Raw genomic sequence first — 17,063 nt, forward strand, 5'->3', positions numbered from 1 at the left:
CACCCTAAGGATCAGCATCAAAAACAGCTAACTTGAACGCATATTTTTCTAGCTTGGCTTAGCAACAGATGAATCAATCTCAATGCACGCTAAAGAACGGAACCACTCAAGCATAGTAACTTACTGACGGTTCCTAAAATTCTTAAAAAACGCCAGAAAACAATACTTACTCAGTATACAACTCACACTTTATATGCAATTGCTTGTATATTTAATTGATGGAATTTATATTTCCCTGACTTTTATAAACTCAGAGATATAAATGAAAATTTTAGCCTATTCGATAGGAATGATGTTGGCTGGTTTAACGACTTGCGCTCTCGCCAATGAACCAAGTGCGGTATCACCTACTGTTATTTCTTTGCCAACCGGCCCCGGAACGATACAAGGGCTTGGAGAGGGATTTAATACCCAATTAAACACGGGTACTAGCCAAGACAAACTGAATTTTAGCTTACCAACGGGCCGTAACCAGGTGACGCCTGAATTGTCGATTACTTACGACAGTGGTTATGGCAATGGTTTGGTCGGCATTGGGCGACGCTTGAGCATGCCTTATATACAACGTCAAACCGTGGATGGCCTGCCAAGTTACGACGCTAGCAACCCCGATGTTTTTGTGAATCATGAAGGGCAAGAGCTCGTTCATATTGGAAGCAATGAATACCGCGCCAAAATTGAAGGGCAATTTGTAAAATACCAAAAATTACCTGATGGCTGGCGAATGACTTTAGCCAATGGCAGTGTCTGGTTATTAGGACAAAACAGTAACGCACAACACCATGACAAAAGTGGAAACAAGGTTTTTCAGTGGTTTATCGAGAGCATGACCGATACTAATGGTAACCGAATTAATTACCACTATGACTCACTTGATAGCAGCCAAGCGGTATACTTAACGCAAATTGACTACAATGACGGCGCGAGTGTGGTTGAGCTGTCTTATGAACCAAGACCCGACCCCATCGTTTCTTACTTACCAACGTATGAATTGACCAAAGCGCTCCGCTTAAAAAAGATAGCCACTTTTAACAAGCAAAATCCGGTAATGTCTTATCAATTTGACTACGAGGCAGCTTCAGATTGGCAGACTCTATCTCGCTTATCACAAGTATCAAAAGTCGCGGCTAACGGACAAGATAGCGCCCCTCCAACCCGCTTCCAGTATACCAACTTTGACCCAACGCTCGCGGCGTCGCATTACGTTCCTTCCGCTAAGTTGTTTCCTTTAAAGAGCCCAGATGTTGATTTTATTGATATCAATGCTGATGGTTTACCCGATGTTATTAACACGGGCTTTTCACCTCATCGCTATGCACTTAACCAAGGCAAAAACCCACAGGGGGAAGTTCAATTCTCTAAAATGGTGAAAATGAGCAGCCACTCTAGAAATAAACTCTCCAGCCAATATGTTAAATGGGGGGACTTAAACGGTGACGGCAAAATCAATATGCTGAATGCGATCCGACGCAACAGTTATGTTTATGGATTAGATGAAAACTACAATTGGCAACAACAGGGCAATTTAGGCAATCAAACATTATCGATTAATAGCCCTAACGCTCGATTAATTGACATTAACCATGACAGATTAGCCGATGTCTTTGTGACCAACAGTAATTCAAGAAATGGCGTTTTTGAACATACAGTTGCGATAAATAACGGGAACGGTTGGGATACGCCTATCAGTATGCCAATGCCCGAGCTCAGTGTGGGGGTTCCACTAGCAAAATCTACCTCTCATATGGCCGATATGAATGGAGATGGACTCAACGACTTAGTTCATATGGATCAAAAGTCGATGTACTTTTTCGCTGGCAAGGGAACGGGCGGCTATTCAGAGGCCATTCAGGTTGATAACATTCGCGAAATTGCGAAAAGTATCCACAATACGGATAAAGTTCAGTTTGCCGATTTAAACCATGATGGCCTTGCTGACCTTGTTTACTTTAATGGTTTCAAAGTCACTATTTGGCCAAGCAAAGGACTATCAGGGCCTCAAGAAACATTAGCTTTCGGTCGCCCTATCGAGTTTACGCACCCCGATAAAATCGCACCTTCTAAAACCAAACTGGCTGATATTGATGGCAATGGTGTTGTCGACATAGTGTGGTTTCGTCCTGGAAAATATGAAAAATCCTTTACCTATTTATCAGTAATTCCAGGAAATTTACCGAACCAATTGCTTTCTGTCGATAATGGCATAGGGCAAACGTCAAGCATACAATACACAACCGTTGCTTCTGAGATGTTACGTGATGAAGAGCAAAACACCCCGTGGCAACATACCCTGCCTATGGCGATGCAAGTCGTCAAGTCAGTCACCACAAACGATGCCAGTCGACCCGGCCAAGCATCGATAAAAAGTTATCAATACCGTGACGGCTTTTACTTTGCAAAAGAGCGTAAATTTGTTGGATTTCGCGACGCAACACAACGCGATTTCGCTTCAAAATCAGCACCGGAAAGTCAAACTCAGTATTCTTTTTTGTTGGGTCTTAAAGACGAAGCATTGCGCGGAAAGATATCGAAAATAGAAAAGAAAGATGCGGAAGGACGTCTATTCTGGCGAGAAACTTATCAGTGGTCTTCAAAGCGTTTATTTGACAGTTTCAACGATGACAAATTCGTCTCATTTGCAAGTAAAACACGCCAAGAGAAAACGCTGATTGAACAAGGGCGTGGAACCCCTATTACTCTTGCTTGGGATTACGCTTACGATGATTTTGGTAACTTGATCTATGAGCATGAACATGGACGCCTTGATGAGCGCTTTCAAGATCAGCGTGAAACCCATTGGCGCTACAGTGCGGAGAATGCAACGTCATTGGCCAACTGGCAATTACATCGCCCAATTGAAAAGACCATCAAAAATGCACAGGGCAAGCTTGTTGCAAAAACTCAGTGGTTTTATGACGATGAAAGCTTTAATGCCGGTAACTTAGGTGAAGTGTCAACGGGCAACCTAACCGCAACTAAAAAATGGATTTCACCAAGTAAGAATAACCAATCTGTTTTTAGTCAACGTTCACGCTACGACTCTTACGGTAACGCTACAGAATTCTTTGGCCCTCTTTATGGCGAGCAACCAGGGCATAAGGTTAGCGTGACTTATCAAGAGGGAATATACCCAATAAAAGAGAGGCTACATTTGGGTGGCCAGAGCCTGGTTGCCAGTGCGAGTTACAACTCTTCATTGGGCGTGATGACCCAATTCGAAGATTTTAACCAACAGCAAACTCACATACAGTATGACGGCCTTGGTCGAGTCACCGATATCATAGCTCCGGGTGACAGTACTAGTGCGCCAACTCAATCGTTTGAATATCATTACCAGCAAAATTTTGATGGCGTCATGGTTAACTGGATCCGCAGTTTACAGCGCCTTGAAAAAGATGGCCGCCATATTGAACGCCGCCAGTATTATGATGGTGGTGGGCGTAATCTAATGAACGTAAGCCAAACGGAACAAGGCCCACGAGTCAGTTTGAAGAATAATTTCGATAGCCGTGGATTACTGGCCAGTGAAAGCATGCCTTACTTTTCGGCGAATATGGCTTTTCATTCAGGGACGGGGTCGCAAGTCATTCGAAACAAATACGATGCAACTAACCGCACAATCAGTAAATACCTGCCAGCCACTGACTCACAAGGTGAAACGTTTACCTACAACGAGTACTTGCCTCTTAAGTCATGGGTACAAGATACCGCACAAACTGTTATCGGAGGCCAACACAGCGGAGCCGGTAAATGGTTAATATTTGATGGTCTTGGTCAATTACGAGAGGTAAAAGAATACGTTGGTGTTGATGTCAATGGTGAGCAAAGCACTCTGCAAGACTGGACCACCCAGTATGAATATGATGCTCTCGATAATTTTACCCGCTTAACCGATGCGTTTGGCAATACCCGTACTATGCTTTATGACGGTTTAAGTCGCCAAACGTATCGAGACGACCCAAACCGTGGACAAGCGTGGTTTAACTATGATGCTGCGAGTAATTTAGTTGGTACCATAGATTCACGAGGCATGGCACACACTTATCTTTATGATGGCCTTAGCCGACAACTTGAAGAGCGTTTCTATCAAGACCAAAGCGCTACCCCTGCAACAGGTTTTCATTCGCTGATTCTCGATCCAACCAAAGGCCGTATCTCTAAGCAGTACCAATACGATAATAACCAAGATAAACAACTCCATCATTTAAAAGGCCGACTTGCACAAGTTATCGATGAATCAGGGAGCAGTTGGTTTGGTTACGATCAAAATGGTCGTCGTACTGTTGAAAAACGCCAAATCAAAGCCTTTGGTCAACAATCGGATATTTATACAACTAAGCGCGCGTTTAATAGCGCCGGTAAACTAACACAACTGACTTACCCAGACAGTACTCATCTTGACTACCAATATGGTCAAGGCGGTGAATTATTGGCGATGGGTAACATTGTAAACAACATTTCCTATAGTGCCTCTGCGCAATTAAGCCATGTTCAATACGGTAATGGCATGCGAAGTGATTATGAATACGATGCGCTGAACCGACTCAAGAGCCGAGAGACCACTCGTCATTCGGACAGAACACATCTTCAGTCACTCAATTATCAGTATGATGAGGTATCGAACTTACTCGGCATCACCGACCAACGAACAGAGCAAGATAAAAAGACCATTGCCAAAGAACTAGGGATCGAGAATCAATATTCTGAGCTCGACCAAACGCGTTTTTATGACTATGACGATTGGTATCGAATTGCACTCGAACAAAATAAGTTAAAGCTCACTCAATACCGTTTTGATCCAATTGGCAACCTTATTGCTAAAAACACCAACGGTCCAATCCTAGGTGACAACAACTTAACTTTACGCTACGGCGGAAACACAGGCACTGGAGAAGATAAACGCTACAACCGACAAGGGTTACGCATAACCGATACAGCAGGACCACAAGCGCTCACCCATGCTGATGTAGGTATCAGTTATGATGCGGTAGGTAACCAGCTACGCTCAGGGAATCAACAATTTCAGTGGGATCATGCGAACCGCTTGAAACAAGTCGATAACCCGAAAAACCAAGCAAAGTACGCCTATGACCACAACAACAAACGACGCCTCAAGGTGGTTAAAGACAGTAAAGGAAAGCTCACAACAACTTGGTATATCAGTGATGATGCTGAGATTCGTGAAGGTCAGCTGATCAAGTTTGCTCGTTTAGGTAGCCACCGTGTGGCCAAGACAAGCAAAAGTGATGACACCTTCACTCCAGAAGTTTATTATATTAAACAGCACCTTGGCTCAACAGAATTGACTGTGGACACTTCTGCTCAAGTCATTAATGCGTTCAATTACGAACCATTTGGTGATGTGGAAGCTCAGTTTGGTCAATCCGATCAAACGGTTTATCGTTTTACCGATAAAGAGCAAGACAAAGAATCTGGACTTGGTTATTTCTCGCAACGCTATATGAACCATAGCTACGGGCAATTCATCACCCCCGATCCTGTGTTTGCAAGAGAGGCCCGATTCACGGATCCTCAACGCTGGTCACCTTACGCCTATGGGCGAGGCAACCCGCTGAGGTATAGCGACCCTACGGGGGAATTCATCAGTGACATTGCGAATGGGCGGTACGATTTAGGTACTGTGGGTTATCATGAAACGATGTCAAAAATGGAAAGTATTGAGGCTAAAGCCCATGCAGAAACAATAAGTAACGCTAAAGCTAGTACAAAACAAGCGGCAGAGGTTGCTTACCATGAAGCGTCTAAGCAAGTGAGTAATGCTGCCAGTGCTTTGCAAAGTGGGTGTGGTAACATTGCTAATGTTGCTGGGCATATATCTGCAGGTTCGGCCATTTTTGGTGCTGCAACATTTACTGCAGGGGGATTTCTAAACCCAGTGTCAGATTTAGCGTTAGCAAATGCGGCCCTGACTGGTGGAATTTCGTTTGGTGCCACCGTATGCGAAGTAGGTGCTAGTTATGTATCCAACTCCCTGAATCAATCCAAAGCAACCCTGAGTGCGGCTTCTATTATTGGACATGAGTTTGCGCAGTCTACAAATCCCAAGAAAGCAGCCATTGGTAATGCTGTTGGTCTTGCATCTTGGGCTGCTTCTAACCTATCTGGTCCCTCTAATACTGAACATGAAAATGATGGCGATCGTTCAAGTAATGGCAAGGGAGTAGATACGGCTAGTAAAACAAACACAGAAAGTACTACAGGTACTTCTAATGACTCTACAAATGAAGGAACTTCTAGTACTGCTTCAGAGAACACATAGCACCAATGTCCATAAAATTAAAAGCCCTCATTGCGAGGGCTTTATTGAAGAATTAATTTACAAAAGAGATATTAGATGAAGACATCAAAATATAAGTACTCAATAATATGCTTAGCAACCATTACTGTATGCAGTTACCCGTTCATATACTTCCCTTCAGGAGAGTATGACTCAGATAGAATTTACTTTTTTTCTGTAATAAGCTCATTTATTGCATTTTTTTTATTAACATACACTATCGTACAGCTAGTACTAATAATAAAAAATAGAGATGACAAATACCAATTTGAAAATCATCGTATCGGCACTTATTTTATTATCGCCATATCACTATCTGCTCTTTATTATTTAAAAGTTGAAGATTACAAGGAAAATAGTGCTGACTACGTATATTGTGGCTCAATAATGAAAATGAAACTGAGAGGTTCTGTGGGGCTTTTAGAGAAGTTTGCAACATCTCAAGATAAATGTGATGAATAATTTTTCTCGCCGGTGCTGTAATAAAAGTGTGTGCGTATTTGTGAATCAGTGACGTTGCTAAGTTGGGATATATAGGATTAGATTTTTTAGGGGAAAAGCACGCCCTTAAAATATGTAGAGTATTTGAACTAAAGTATTATGGGGCACAGGCTTTTCAGAAGAAAAGCCTGTTTCATCACCTGTCAGCAGTCTGTTTTCTCAGACAACCTCAGAGCGTCTTCTAGTTCAACGCCAAGGTATCGAATTGTATTATCTAGCTTCGAATGTCCAAGTAAAATCTGTACGGCCCTGATGTTTTTCGTTCTGGCATATATTAACGTGGCTTTGGTGCGGCGCATGGAATGAGTGCCGTAATAGTCAGCATTCAGTCCCAGTTTTACAGCCCAGTTCCTGATAATTGAACGATAGAATGAGTAGCTGATAGGTTGCCCAAAGCGTCGGCCACTCGGGAATAGAAAGCTGCTTGCCTCTAGGGATGCTGCAAAAATCCATCGGCTAATACTTTGCTGTGTTCTCGGAGTAATCTCATAGTGGACATCGGTGCCAGTTTTTTGCTGGATGCACTGAACCCTTTCATAGATAACCCCTTGCGAAGAAACATCGTAAACGTGTAGCTTTAGTAAGTCACTCGCTCTTAATTTGCTATCTATAGCTAGGTTCAGTAATGCGAGCTGCATCAGATCATTTTCAATCTCCAGCCTAGTTCTGATCCGCCAGATCTCTTCAAGCTTAAATGGCCTTTTGATGCCACTGCATTTTCCAAAAGATAACTTTCTCATGATGACCTCCTCTCAGTGTTTTGGTCAACATGAAGTTTGGCCGTCAAATTTAGTAGGGTTTAGGAAGCTCTTAAATGTCGGTGGACAGAAACTGAAAGGCTGAACTCTGTGATATCAACTTAATTAATGTAAAGTTTGTGAAATTGTATGAAACTCCCATTGAATTTATTTTCTTGTAATTGTGACAGCACGCTGACACAATGTAAGTCTGTTGTCATTTTGAGGTGTAATTTATGAAGGAGTCTATTTATCTAGCTGTATATGACGGTATCTCTGATTGGGAGTACGGGTATGTCTTGGCTCATATCAACTCTCAAGAGTTTCAAGCTTTCCCTGACAGGTTTGTAATAAAGACGGTTGGGCGAAATAAAGAATCGATTAGAACTAAAGGTGGATTAACTGTCGTGCCAGATTTATCTCTCGATAAGCTAAATCCCTCTGATGGTAAAATGCTTATTCTTTGTGGTTCAGATAATGCTGCTTCAGGCGGCATCGATGATTTTGTCGATGCAGCCAAGCGTTTTATCGACAATGGTGTTTGTGTTGCAGCTATCTGTGGTGCAACCGCTGCTTTAGCGAGAAAAGGTATATTAGATAATGTTCCGCATACTAGTAATGCAAAAGAATTTCTGGAAATGACAGGATATGCAGGTAGCCAGAACTATATCCAAGAACCCGTTGTATCGACAGACTATTTGATCACCGCAGGGGGTATTGAACCTATTGCTTTTGCGGCAGAGATATTCAGGAAGTTGGAGATCTATTCTGAAACTACGCTAGATTCTTGGTTGAAATTATTCGAACAGCGGGACATAACTGGTTTTTACGAGTTAATGGAGAATTCCCTTCAATGAGTGACCCAAGACATGACCTCAGTACTTTAGCCCTAACTGTTTTTTCTTTAAATGGTCAGTTTTTATCAATAGCCGAGAATATTGCTTCTCGGGCAGATCTCACTGCAACTCGCTGGCAAGTGTTGGGGGCTCTTGTTAATGATCCTCTTACACAAGCTGAAGTCGCACGTCAAATGGGGATCACACGTCAAAGCGTTCAGAGAACCAGCAAACAGCTTATCAATGAAGGTATGTTAGAAACATTAGAAAATCCATCTCATCAAAAGGCTATGCTACTTCAGTTAACGCCAAAAGGTCATAATGCTCTGTCAAAAATAAGACCATTTCATAAAGCATATGCTGAGCAACTAATTGATACGGTTGGGGAAGAAAAAGTAGCTGAAATGGTTAAAGCCATAACTGAACTATCAACCGCAATGAAAAGCCTTTAATCTATATGAGTGATACAGAGCGCCAATCATGAGAAAATATAATCTGATTTCAGTGGCACGATTCACCAACGAATAATCACTCTAACGCGGAATGGGGCATAAATGAGCTACAACTTCCCCTAAATTAACAATTCAGAGATAACTAAAGGTATGGAAAGTCGCTTAACGAAGCGTCCAGTATTGATGGTGCAGATCACTTACAAGTATACGGGCCTTCAGACAATATGCTTTTTTAAAATATTTAAAATCATGTTCTCTACTGCCCTCTGAATAAAAAAGCCCAAACAAAGGGTTGGGCTCAATTCAATAATCATGAAACCATTGTCTCGGTGGTTATATTCCGATTAATTTCCCCAGATTTGACTTACAAACTCTGGATGGTCAATAAACGGATTACGATTCCCTTGAAAATCATGTACCGCCTTATTTCGATCGATTTCTTTTTGGCTTACTGGGTCATCAGAATGCCAACGCTTTAGCATAGTAAGTAGCCAAGGTTCAAAAACAGTTGTATTGGTTCCATCTAGAACGGCATCAGAGCTTGTAGAGTTCCCTTCCCAATTAGCGATTTCATTTTGATAGCGTGTTGCCATGTAGAAATACGCTCTTGCGAAATCACCTTTAAACTCATCAATTGGCTCAAACACCGTACCTACATAACCAAGGGAGTTCGCTGCACTGCCTAACTTAGAACCATTGCTTGATGTGTATGTCGCGCTACTTACCTCACCAAATGGCCAGTTACTACGTTTCGAGTTAACGTAGCCGTCAGTGGCAAATAAATGGTGACCGTCAGAGTTCATTGGTTCGACTTTCCCACCAAACCAGCTTTTCGGGAATGAGTGCTCACGATTGTAGCAATCACCTTCTTTGCTGTATTGACCACATTGATCGGCCACCTTAGTAAATTGGATTGAATCTAAGCCTGAAGGTTTCTCCGAATACATATCGAGAATTGCCCCATCAGTGTCATAGTATGCGTCTAGGTCAGCCTCAGACACCAACGTCCAAATAGCGGTGTAACCCTGACTACTATGATTATCAATAATTTGATACAAGGCCGTTTTTAACGCAAAGCCCACTTTGCCTTCAGCGTCTTTGTAATACTCACCTAAAACTGGTGGTTCAGTTGGTGGTGTGGTTGAACCACCAATCGTAAATTCTGTACTCTGACTTGCTTGGAAATCACCGCCAGATGCCACAACAGTTCCGTTTACCGACAAACTGTATGAACCATTCCCCACACTGCAGCACATTCCATCCCCATAAGAGTCTGAGACTTCTAGAGTGTAACTACCATCCGCTAAACACATTTCCACTTCATTGATGGTGTTACTTTGATAATCTGAACCAGAAAAAAGAGTTTGAGAAACTGAGTTTTTGAGAGACCAACTGGTTTCAGAACCATAGTTATCCGTCGCTAGCGTGAGTGCGGCACTTGTGTCATTGCAGCTTTGTGTTGGTGGAGTCTCCGTAGGCTGAAAGTTATCTAAATACACCACTTCCGAACCTTCAAAACCTGCATCATCATAAAATCGTACGCCCACAACGATATCTTTAGTGCTCGTAGCGTTGTACGAGTGAGTCAATGCTTGCCACTGATTCGTTAAACCATTATTCGAGTAACCTAAATAGCCATCAACAAAAAGGCGAGCTTTCACGTTGCCTTCCGTGTGGTAAACATCGACAGAGAAATCATAAGTTTTCCCTTGTTCAACACGTATCGTTTGAAGAAAATCGGTATTACTTTGAGTACTTGTATTCACTGTTACTTGTGCTGAAAAACTGCCGTTATTTACAGGAGCCGTAGAGAGCGAAAGTGCAATGCCGGAGTCAATCACACTCCAACCAGATGGTACGTTTCCTTCCCAGTTTTCGAAACTTCCATTTTGCATTTGCGCATGCGCACTCGTTGAACAAAGTAATGCAACGCCACTTAGTGTTATTATTCTATTTATCATATAACCTTCTGTTTAATTGGATAAAAACCAACTAAGCTTAGAAAGTAATCAAAAACTGAATGGCGATATACATCACATTTATAAATGTATGCATTATGGGTTTTATTAATATATGTGATGTAAGGCAATGTAACATCGACCTGTTAAATAAATAAAAAAGGCTGAGCAGATTACTGACTCAGCCTTTTTACTCTCAAGACCTCTAACCATTAATCGCCTTTCAACATATTAAAAAAGGTCTGTCTCGATTCAGGTGTGTTATCCCTGTGGGTTTCGTACTTGATGTGTGTCTCTGCATCGGCAGACTGAGACAACTTGATGCTCCAAAGCGCGTTGAGTTGGTTCGGAACAATAGAATATCGAACATCAATAACACGCAAATCATCCATTGGATCTTGTGCCACATAACCATTTGAGAACCAGCGAAAACGCTCAATGTCTTTTGCTTGCTGTGAATTAGGATCAAGCCAAGGGAAATCCTGACTCACATTCAGTTTAGCAATAGAGTCTCCAGGATAGGTGTTAACGGCAGTGCCGACTCGAACAGCATCTACGTAGTATCGAGATTCTGTTTCGTACACTATTTTCCACACTAAGATATTTGCAAAACTCGGCTTGGCTTCTAACCGAATAGGCACATGTTGTCGTTCTTGTGCTAACTGCCATCCTATTGCTTCTGCTCTATCCCTTTGAATCATGCCTAACGTTGGATAAATTAAAGCCCATAGAAACGCAATACGAGCCAACCAAGGGGCTCGCTTCCATGTCGCAAACACAAGTAATATCAAGATAGGGAGTGTATAGACAGGGTCGATAATTGAAATGGTATTCCAAGCGTAACGTTCGTTGGTGAGCGGCCAGAACAGTTGAGTGCCATACGTAGTACAAGAGTCGAGTAAAGCATGTGTACCATAGCCTAACGCGCAATACAGCCAACTCTGTTTAAACGAGAGACCCCGCCTTTTAGCAATCAAAGGATACAAAACCAGAGCGCAAATCAAGCTGCCAATAGGAATAAATAGGAGTGAATGGGTAAACTGTCTATGGAACTCCAATGCGAGTAAAGGATCACTCTCCGATCGAATAAACGCATCTAAATCTGGCGCCATTCCAGAGAGCAAACCTAAAACCCCAGCGATCACCAAATGTTGTTTTTTACTCGCCGATTGTGACAAAGAAGCGCCTAGCACGCCCTGCGTTAACGGATCCATAAATCACCCACTTTTAGCATTCCCTTGAACTGAACAAGTACATTTAGCTATAGCAGTGAATCCAGTTAAACAACAAGATTTTGTCAACATACTCATAGACATAATCGTATAAATGTAGACTGACAAACAAAAAAGAGCAGCCTGATGACTGCTCCTATTAGGTTCTCATTACTCGTATCTGATCAACGTGATTGTGTCGTCTTACTCAGCAATAGCTCCCAATCGGATAGCTCAACCTGCCCTTTGCGTATATTCACCTTGTGGTAACCTTTTTCGGTTAAGGATTTCACTTCAATAAAAGAATGACCAAACAAAGACCTTTTAACCACTAGGTTCGCCTTAATACCATGCAAATACACGTTTCCATCGTCTAAAGACAAATGGCTTTTCGTGAGCCTTGAGGCAAACATGTAAACCAAAGTCATGAGGGTAATTGAGGTGATGAAAGGAAAAAGCTGAAATTCAGTTTGATAAAAGAAACTGATCATCAGAGATACGATCGCATAGGTTACCGTCATTGATAAAACAACGTTCCATCGCGGCCCATTAGTTTTAAATGAGATTTCCCGTGCCATCATAGATTCCTTAGGGTAAGCGCTTGAGCATATTCGAGATATTTATGAAACGGGACAAGTTTATTATGAGTAGTGATGCATTTAAAGGGATGAATTACACTATTGAAGGGCTCAGATCGCTATTAGACATTTACGTGGTGTTTCACACATAAATATCTAATTAAGGCATCAGCCGAATAGGTCATGAACTGTCTGAAATTAACGAGCCACCATGCTTGCCGCTATAACAACCAACAGTACTGAGAAGATCTTCTTGATGGTTGGAACGGGTAAATGGTTTGTCGCTTTTGCGCCTAAAGGTGCAGTGAACCAAGACGTGCACACAATACCCAATAACGCGGGTAAATAAACAAAACCTGCAAAGCCATCAGTTAGAGCAAAGTGGTTACTGCCCGACGTGATGTAGCCGATAGAGCCAAATAACGCGATAACAATGCCACACGCAGACGCACAACCGATCGCCTTTTTCATATCGACGGAAAAGAACGTGAGCAATGGAACGAGCAACGCACCGCCACCAATCCCGATCATTGCAGACAAACCACCAGTAATGGTTGTCAGAGCCGTTAATACACCTTTATTCGGTAGCTTTCGTTCTTTAGGCGCGTCGCTTTTGCTGCTTAAGAACATCTTAATCGCGATAAGAACCACGCTCACAGCAAACACGATACGAACAACCTTTTCCGGTAGTAACGCCGCCATAAAACCACTGACCAAAGCACCAAGCGCGACGCCCAACATGATCCAAGGAGCTAAATCCCAAGGCACGTTGCCGTTCTTGTGGTGAGCGAGTGCAGAAGAGGTTGAAGTAAATAGAATTGAAGCCAACGAGGTCGCAATCGCAGCGACAACAACTTGGTCAGATGGTAGAACGTCTAAATAAAGTAAAATGCTGCTTAACACAGGAACAATAATCAGCCCTCCACCAATGCCCAAAAGCCCGGCAAGAAAACCAACACCACTGCCTAGTAACGCACAGTAGAAAATCAACAACAGCAATTCACTCATTTCATCCATCTCTTATTCAATTAATTATCTTAAATAACACAGTATTAATGTGGTTATATTTCCATTAAGCTAATTAATATAACTGACACCGACTTGAATATTCAAACATATAGATCATGAAGATTCTTCATGATGAATGTGAAGTAATACCATTATTAATCCCACTCCCATCAACGTATAAAAACCTTAAGCAAATAAATTTATACGACACTTTTAGTGAAGACAGCCTCGATTCTTAATCCGGTCACACGCAAAAATAAAGCATTTAAATATTAAAGACCAAGAGAATCAGACAACGAATTGGGATACTAGATCAACATGAATAATGAATTTAACTTTACGATTAAGAGCATTAGCCTCGACGAAAACTACCAGCCTGCAGACAGCACGCGTATCACAACTAACTTTGCTAATTTGGCTCGCGGCGACAGCCGTCAAGCGAACTTACGTAACGCACTACAGATGATTGACAACAGTTTCAATGCTTTAGCACATTGGGACAACCCAAAGGGCGACCGCTACTCTGTAGAGCTTGAAATCATTTCTGTTGATATGGACATTGAAAGCAACGGCGAGGCCTTCCCTTCGATTGAAGTACTGAAAACCAACATTCTGGACCACAAAACGAACGAGCGCATTGAAGGTATAATCGGGAATAACTTCTCGTCTTATGTTCGTGATTATGATTTCAGTGTATTACTATTAGATCATAATAAAGGCCAAGATAAATTCAGTATTCCAGCCGATTTTGGTGATTTACATGGCAAGCTGTTTAAATATTTCGTTAACTCTCAAGCGTACAAAGAAAACTTTAAAAAACCACCGGTTATTTGTTTGAGTGTTTCAGATAATAAAACTTATTACCGTACAGAAAATCAACACCCTGTATTAGGTTTTGAATATCAACCGAATGAGTCTTCTTTAACTGAACAATATTTCAAGAAGATGGGCTTACAGGTTCGTTATTTCATGCCGCCAAATAGTGTTGCTCCTCTGGCTTTCTATTTCTTTGGTGATCTGCTGAATGATTACTCTAACCTAGAGCTTATCAGCACCATTAGCACCATGGGTACCTTCCAGAAGATCTACCGACCTGAGATTTACAACGCGAACGCTGTTGCAGGCAACTGCTACCAACCAAACTTGAAAAACTTGGATCACTCACTGACTCAAATCGTGTATGACCGAGAAGAACGAAGCAGGCTAGCTGTTGAACAAGGTAAGTTCGCAGAAGAAAACTTCATTAAGCCATATCAGTCGGTACTAGAGAACTGGTCTGCCAACTACGCGCTGTAATCGTTCTATTTTACGCGCATTAGGAAACATACGATCCACTTTGGGAATCTAAGGACAGGCAGAATTATTATGAAAACACTATTACCGACTTCAACTGCGGGCAGTTTGCCGAAACCGTCTTGGCTAGCACAACCAGAAACACTTTGGTCTCCATGGAAACTGGAAGGCAACGAATTAACGGATGGCAAGCAGGACGCACTGCGCGTGTCGCTTCATGAGCAACAGCAAGCCGGAATTGATATCGTGAGTGATGGCGAACAAACCCGCCAGCACTTTGTGACGACCTTCATTGAACACCTGAATGGTGTCGATTTCGAGAAGCGTGAAACCGTTAAAATCCGCGACCGCTACGATGCGAGTGTACCTACAGTAGTTGGCCCAGTTTCTCGTCAGAAATCGGTGTTTGTTGAAGATGCCAAATTCTTGCGCCAGCAAACCGACCAACCGATCAAATGGGCTCTGCCGGGTCCTATGACCATGATAGATACACTTTACGATGCGCATTACCAAAGCCGTGAAAAACTGGCGTGGGAATTTGCAAAGATCCTCAACGAAGAAGCGAAAGAACTTGAAGCTGCAGGCGTTGATATTATTCAGTTCGATGAGCCCGCATTTAACGTGTTCTTTGATGAAGTGAACGATTGGGGTATCGCTTGTTTGGAAAGAGCCATTGAAGGCCTTAAATGCGAAACCGCAGTCCATATTTGCTATGGCTACGGCATCAAAGCAAACACAGATTGGAAGAAGACACTAGGCACTGAGTGGCGCCAATATGAAGAAGTCTTCCCTAAGCTGCAGCAATCAAATATCGATATCATCTCATTAGAGTGTCACAACTCTCATGTACCACTTGAACTGCTTGAGCTTGTTCGCGGCAAGAAAGTGATGGTTGGCGCTATTGATGTTGCTACAGATTCTATTGAAACACCGGAAGAAGTGGCTAGCACTCTAAGAGAAACACTTAAGTATGTTGATGCCGACAAGCTCTACCCTTGCACTAACTGTGGTATGGCTCCCCTACCTCGCGAAATTGCCTCAGCTAAGCTGAATGCACTCAGCGCTGGCGCAGAGATCGTTCGTAAAGAGCTTTCAGCGTAACGGCTAATCTAAATAGAAAAGCTAAATCTTGAAGCCTAAGTATCGAATGATGCTTAGGCTTCCGTACTCTTCTCAACTGCCATTCTCTATTTGTCTCATCTCTTATCTATCTAGGAAGGTAGCCATCTTCTTCAAAGTGATTAGCGCCTTATCAAGCTCGTCTCTTTCAATGCCTTCTGCGCCACTATCTGCCCATACTTCCTGTTTTTTATCTAATAGAGCATACGCTTCCTTGCCCTTTTCAGTCATGTTAACCAACTTCGCTTTTTTGTGATTCGGGTTATCAAGCCAAGTTAGCAGGCCATCTTTCACCATGATGTCGGTAACACGCTGTGTCGCTTGTCTGCTTTGCCCCATAATACGAGCAATTTGAGAAACCGTGACCAGATCATCGGACTTTTCGATCGCCCCCATCACCTTCCATCTGGCACTGCTTAGCCCTAACTCTTCAGTTAATTTATCACCCTCAGCATTCAATAGACCACTGACCTTAAAGATCTCTAGTGCGATCTTTGTGAAAACTTCTCCATTCGTATCCATAACACCCACTTTGACAACATGCTGTCATTAAATTAGACTTAAACCAAATTGACAACATGTTACCAAAATAAAGGCGCAAATGATATGAAACCAATAATTCACAGAATAGCGGCATTAACAGCAACACTGTGTGTCGCTACATTCTTTACCAGCACATTACTTGTAGAGCTGTTTGGTACTTTGGAATCAGTGAAACTAGTCAAGTCGATGATCGTTTTTCCGGGCTTGTTTATTCTTGTCCCAGCCATTGCTATCACTGGTGCAACCGGTGCGGCTATGGCAAAAAAACGCAAAGGGAAAATAGTTGAGCGTAAAAGTAAACGCATGCCAATTATCGCGTTCAACGGGATCGTTATTTTGATTCCGGCCGCGTACTTTTTGAATCAGTGGGCAAGTTTAGGAGAGTTCGACTCAGTGTTTTATGGCGTTCAGGTTTTAGAACTGATAGCTGGCGCGACCAACCTAACACTGATGTCTTTGAATATTATGGACGGCAGAAAGTTTCGTCCTAAGAAGGTAAAGCAAAGCTAAACTCATCGTTTTTAAGCAA

At 42.4% G+C, this 17,063-nt stretch carries 12 protein-coding genes; 7 read left to right on the forward strand and 5 right to left on the reverse strand.

From position 1 onward, the window contains the following. Nucleotides 1-262: 262 nt before the first annotated feature. Together L0992_09145 and L0992_09150 are read left to right on the forward strand one after the other, a co-directional pair. Nucleotides 263-6,280, forward strand: a complete 6,018-nt coding sequence (locus L0992_09145; GenBank protein XGB65891.1) for an FG-GAP-like repeat-containing protein — start codon at nucleotides 263-265, stop codon at nucleotides 6,278-6,280. Between the two features lie 75 nt (nucleotides 6,281-6,355). Beyond that, on the forward strand, nucleotides 6,356-6,760 hold the full coding sequence (locus L0992_09150) for a hypothetical protein (GenBank protein ID XGB65892.1): 405 nt from the start codon (nucleotides 6,356-6,358) through the stop codon (nucleotides 6,758-6,760). A gap of 182 nt (nucleotides 6,761-6,942) precedes the next feature. On the opposite strand, the gene L0992_09155 is transcribed toward L0992_09150, so the two are convergent. Further along, on the reverse strand, nucleotides 6,943-7,539 hold the full coding sequence (locus L0992_09155) for a tyrosine-type recombinase/integrase (GenBank protein XGB65893.1): 597 nt from the start codon (nucleotides 7,537-7,539) through the stop codon (nucleotides 6,943-6,945). Nucleotides 7,540-7,772: 233 nt separating this feature from the next. Between L0992_09155 and L0992_09160 the strand changes: the two genes are divergently transcribed. Then, nucleotides 7,773-8,393 (forward strand): DJ-1/PfpI family protein, encoded by a 621-nt coding sequence (locus L0992_09160; protein XGB65894.1) that lies wholly within the window; start codon nucleotides 7,773-7,775, stop codon nucleotides 8,391-8,393. Further along, nucleotides 8,390-8,824, forward strand: a complete 435-nt coding sequence (locus tag L0992_09165; GenBank protein XGB65895.1) for a MarR family winged helix-turn-helix transcriptional regulator — start codon at nucleotides 8,390-8,392, stop codon at nucleotides 8,822-8,824. Before L0992_09160 ends, L0992_09165 begins: the two co-directional genes overlap by 4 nt. A 344-nt stretch (nucleotides 8,825-9,168) precedes the next feature. Here L0992_09165 and L0992_09170 read toward each other — a convergent pair whose 3' ends face one another. The 3 genes from L0992_09170 to L0992_09180 all read right to left on the reverse strand — a co-directional run bounded on the left by L0992_09170 (nucleotide 9,169) and on the right by L0992_09180 (nucleotide 13,579). Then, nucleotides 9,169-10,785 carry an endonuclease gene (locus L0992_09170; GenBank protein XGB65896.1) on the reverse strand — a complete coding sequence of 539 codons (1,617 nt, stop codon included), beginning with the start codon at nucleotides 10,783-10,785 and terminating at the stop codon, nucleotides 9,169-9,171. 209 nt (nucleotides 10,786-10,994) lie between these two features. Then, a complete protein-coding gene (locus L0992_09175; protein XGB65897.1) occupies nucleotides 10,995-11,996 on the reverse strand; it encodes a metal-dependent hydrolase in 1,002 nt (333 codons plus the stop codon). Between the two features lie 773 nt (nucleotides 11,997-12,769). Then, nucleotides 12,770-13,579, reverse strand: coding sequence for a sulfite exporter TauE/SafE family protein (locus L0992_09180; protein XGB65898.1), 810 nt, complete (start codon nucleotides 13,577-13,579; stop codon nucleotides 12,770-12,772). A 318-nt stretch (nucleotides 13,580-13,897) separates the two neighbouring features. On the opposite strand from L0992_09180, the gene L0992_09185 reads away from it, so the two are divergent. Beyond that, nucleotides 13,898-14,875, forward strand: a complete 978-nt coding sequence (locus L0992_09185) for a DUF1852 domain-containing protein (GenBank protein ID XGB65899.1) — start codon at nucleotides 13,898-13,900, stop codon at nucleotides 14,873-14,875. Nucleotides 14,876-14,944: 69 nt separating this feature from the next. After that, nucleotides 14,945-15,973, forward strand: a complete 1,029-nt coding sequence (locus tag L0992_09190; protein XGB65900.1) for a methionine synthase — start codon at nucleotides 14,945-14,947, stop codon at nucleotides 15,971-15,973. A gap of 102 nt (nucleotides 15,974-16,075) precedes the next feature. Here L0992_09190 and L0992_09195 read toward each other — a convergent pair whose 3' ends face one another. Continuing rightward, nucleotides 16,076-16,513 carry a MarR family transcriptional regulator gene (locus L0992_09195; protein ID XGB65901.1) on the reverse strand — a complete coding sequence of 146 codons (438 nt, stop codon included), beginning with the start codon at nucleotides 16,511-16,513 and terminating at the stop codon, nucleotides 16,076-16,078. A gap of 84 nt (nucleotides 16,514-16,597) precedes the next feature. Between L0992_09195 and L0992_09200 the strand changes: the two genes are divergently transcribed. Beyond that, nucleotides 16,598-17,044, forward strand: a complete 447-nt coding sequence (locus L0992_09200; protein XGB65902.1) for a hypothetical protein — start codon at nucleotides 16,598-16,600, stop codon at nucleotides 17,042-17,044. Nucleotides 17,045-17,063 lie beyond the last annotated feature (19 nt).

Origin of the sequence: Vibrio pomeroyi (assembly GCA_041879425.1) — a bacterium.
Classification (GTDB): Bacteria; Pseudomonadota; Gammaproteobacteria; order Enterobacterales; family Vibrionaceae; genus Vibrio; species Vibrio pomeroyi_A.

Bases quoted from the DNA above. Each gene is read 5' to 3' on its own strand.
- L0992_09145 (XGB65891.1), top strand. From the start codon at position 263: ATGAAAATTTTAGCCTATTCGATAGGAATGATGTTGGCTGGTTTAACG.
- L0992_09150 (XGB65892.1), top strand. From the start codon at position 6,356: ATGAAGACATCAAAATATAAGTACTCAATAATATGCTTAGCAACCATT.
- L0992_09155 (XGB65893.1), bottom strand. From the start codon at position 7,539: ATGAGAAAGTTATCTTTTGGAAAATGCAGTGGCATCAAAAGGCCATTT.
- L0992_09160 (XGB65894.1), top strand. From the start codon at position 7,773: ATGAAGGAGTCTATTTATCTAGCTGTATATGACGGTATCTCTGATTGG.
- L0992_09165 (XGB65895.1), top strand. From the start codon at position 8,390: ATGAGTGACCCAAGACATGACCTCAGTACTTTAGCCCTAACTGTTTTT.
- L0992_09170 (XGB65896.1), bottom strand. From the start codon at position 10,785: ATGATAAATAGAATAATAACACTAAGTGGCGTTGCATTACTTTGTTCA.
- L0992_09175 (XGB65897.1), bottom strand. From the start codon at position 11,996: ATGGATCCGTTAACGCAGGGCGTGCTAGGCGCTTCTTTGTCACAATCG.
- L0992_09180 (XGB65898.1), bottom strand. From the start codon at position 13,579: ATGAGTGAATTGCTGTTGTTGATTTTCTACTGTGCGTTACTAGGCAGT.
- L0992_09185 (XGB65899.1), top strand. From the start codon at position 13,898: ATGAATAATGAATTTAACTTTACGATTAAGAGCATTAGCCTCGACGAA.
- L0992_09190 (XGB65900.1), top strand. From the start codon at position 14,945: ATGAAAACACTATTACCGACTTCAACTGCGGGCAGTTTGCCGAAACCG.
- L0992_09195 (XGB65901.1), bottom strand. From the start codon at position 16,513: ATGGATACGAATGGAGAAGTTTTCACAAAGATCGCACTAGAGATCTTT.
- L0992_09200 (XGB65902.1), top strand. From the start codon at position 16,598: ATGAAACCAATAATTCACAGAATAGCGGCATTAACAGCAACACTGTGT.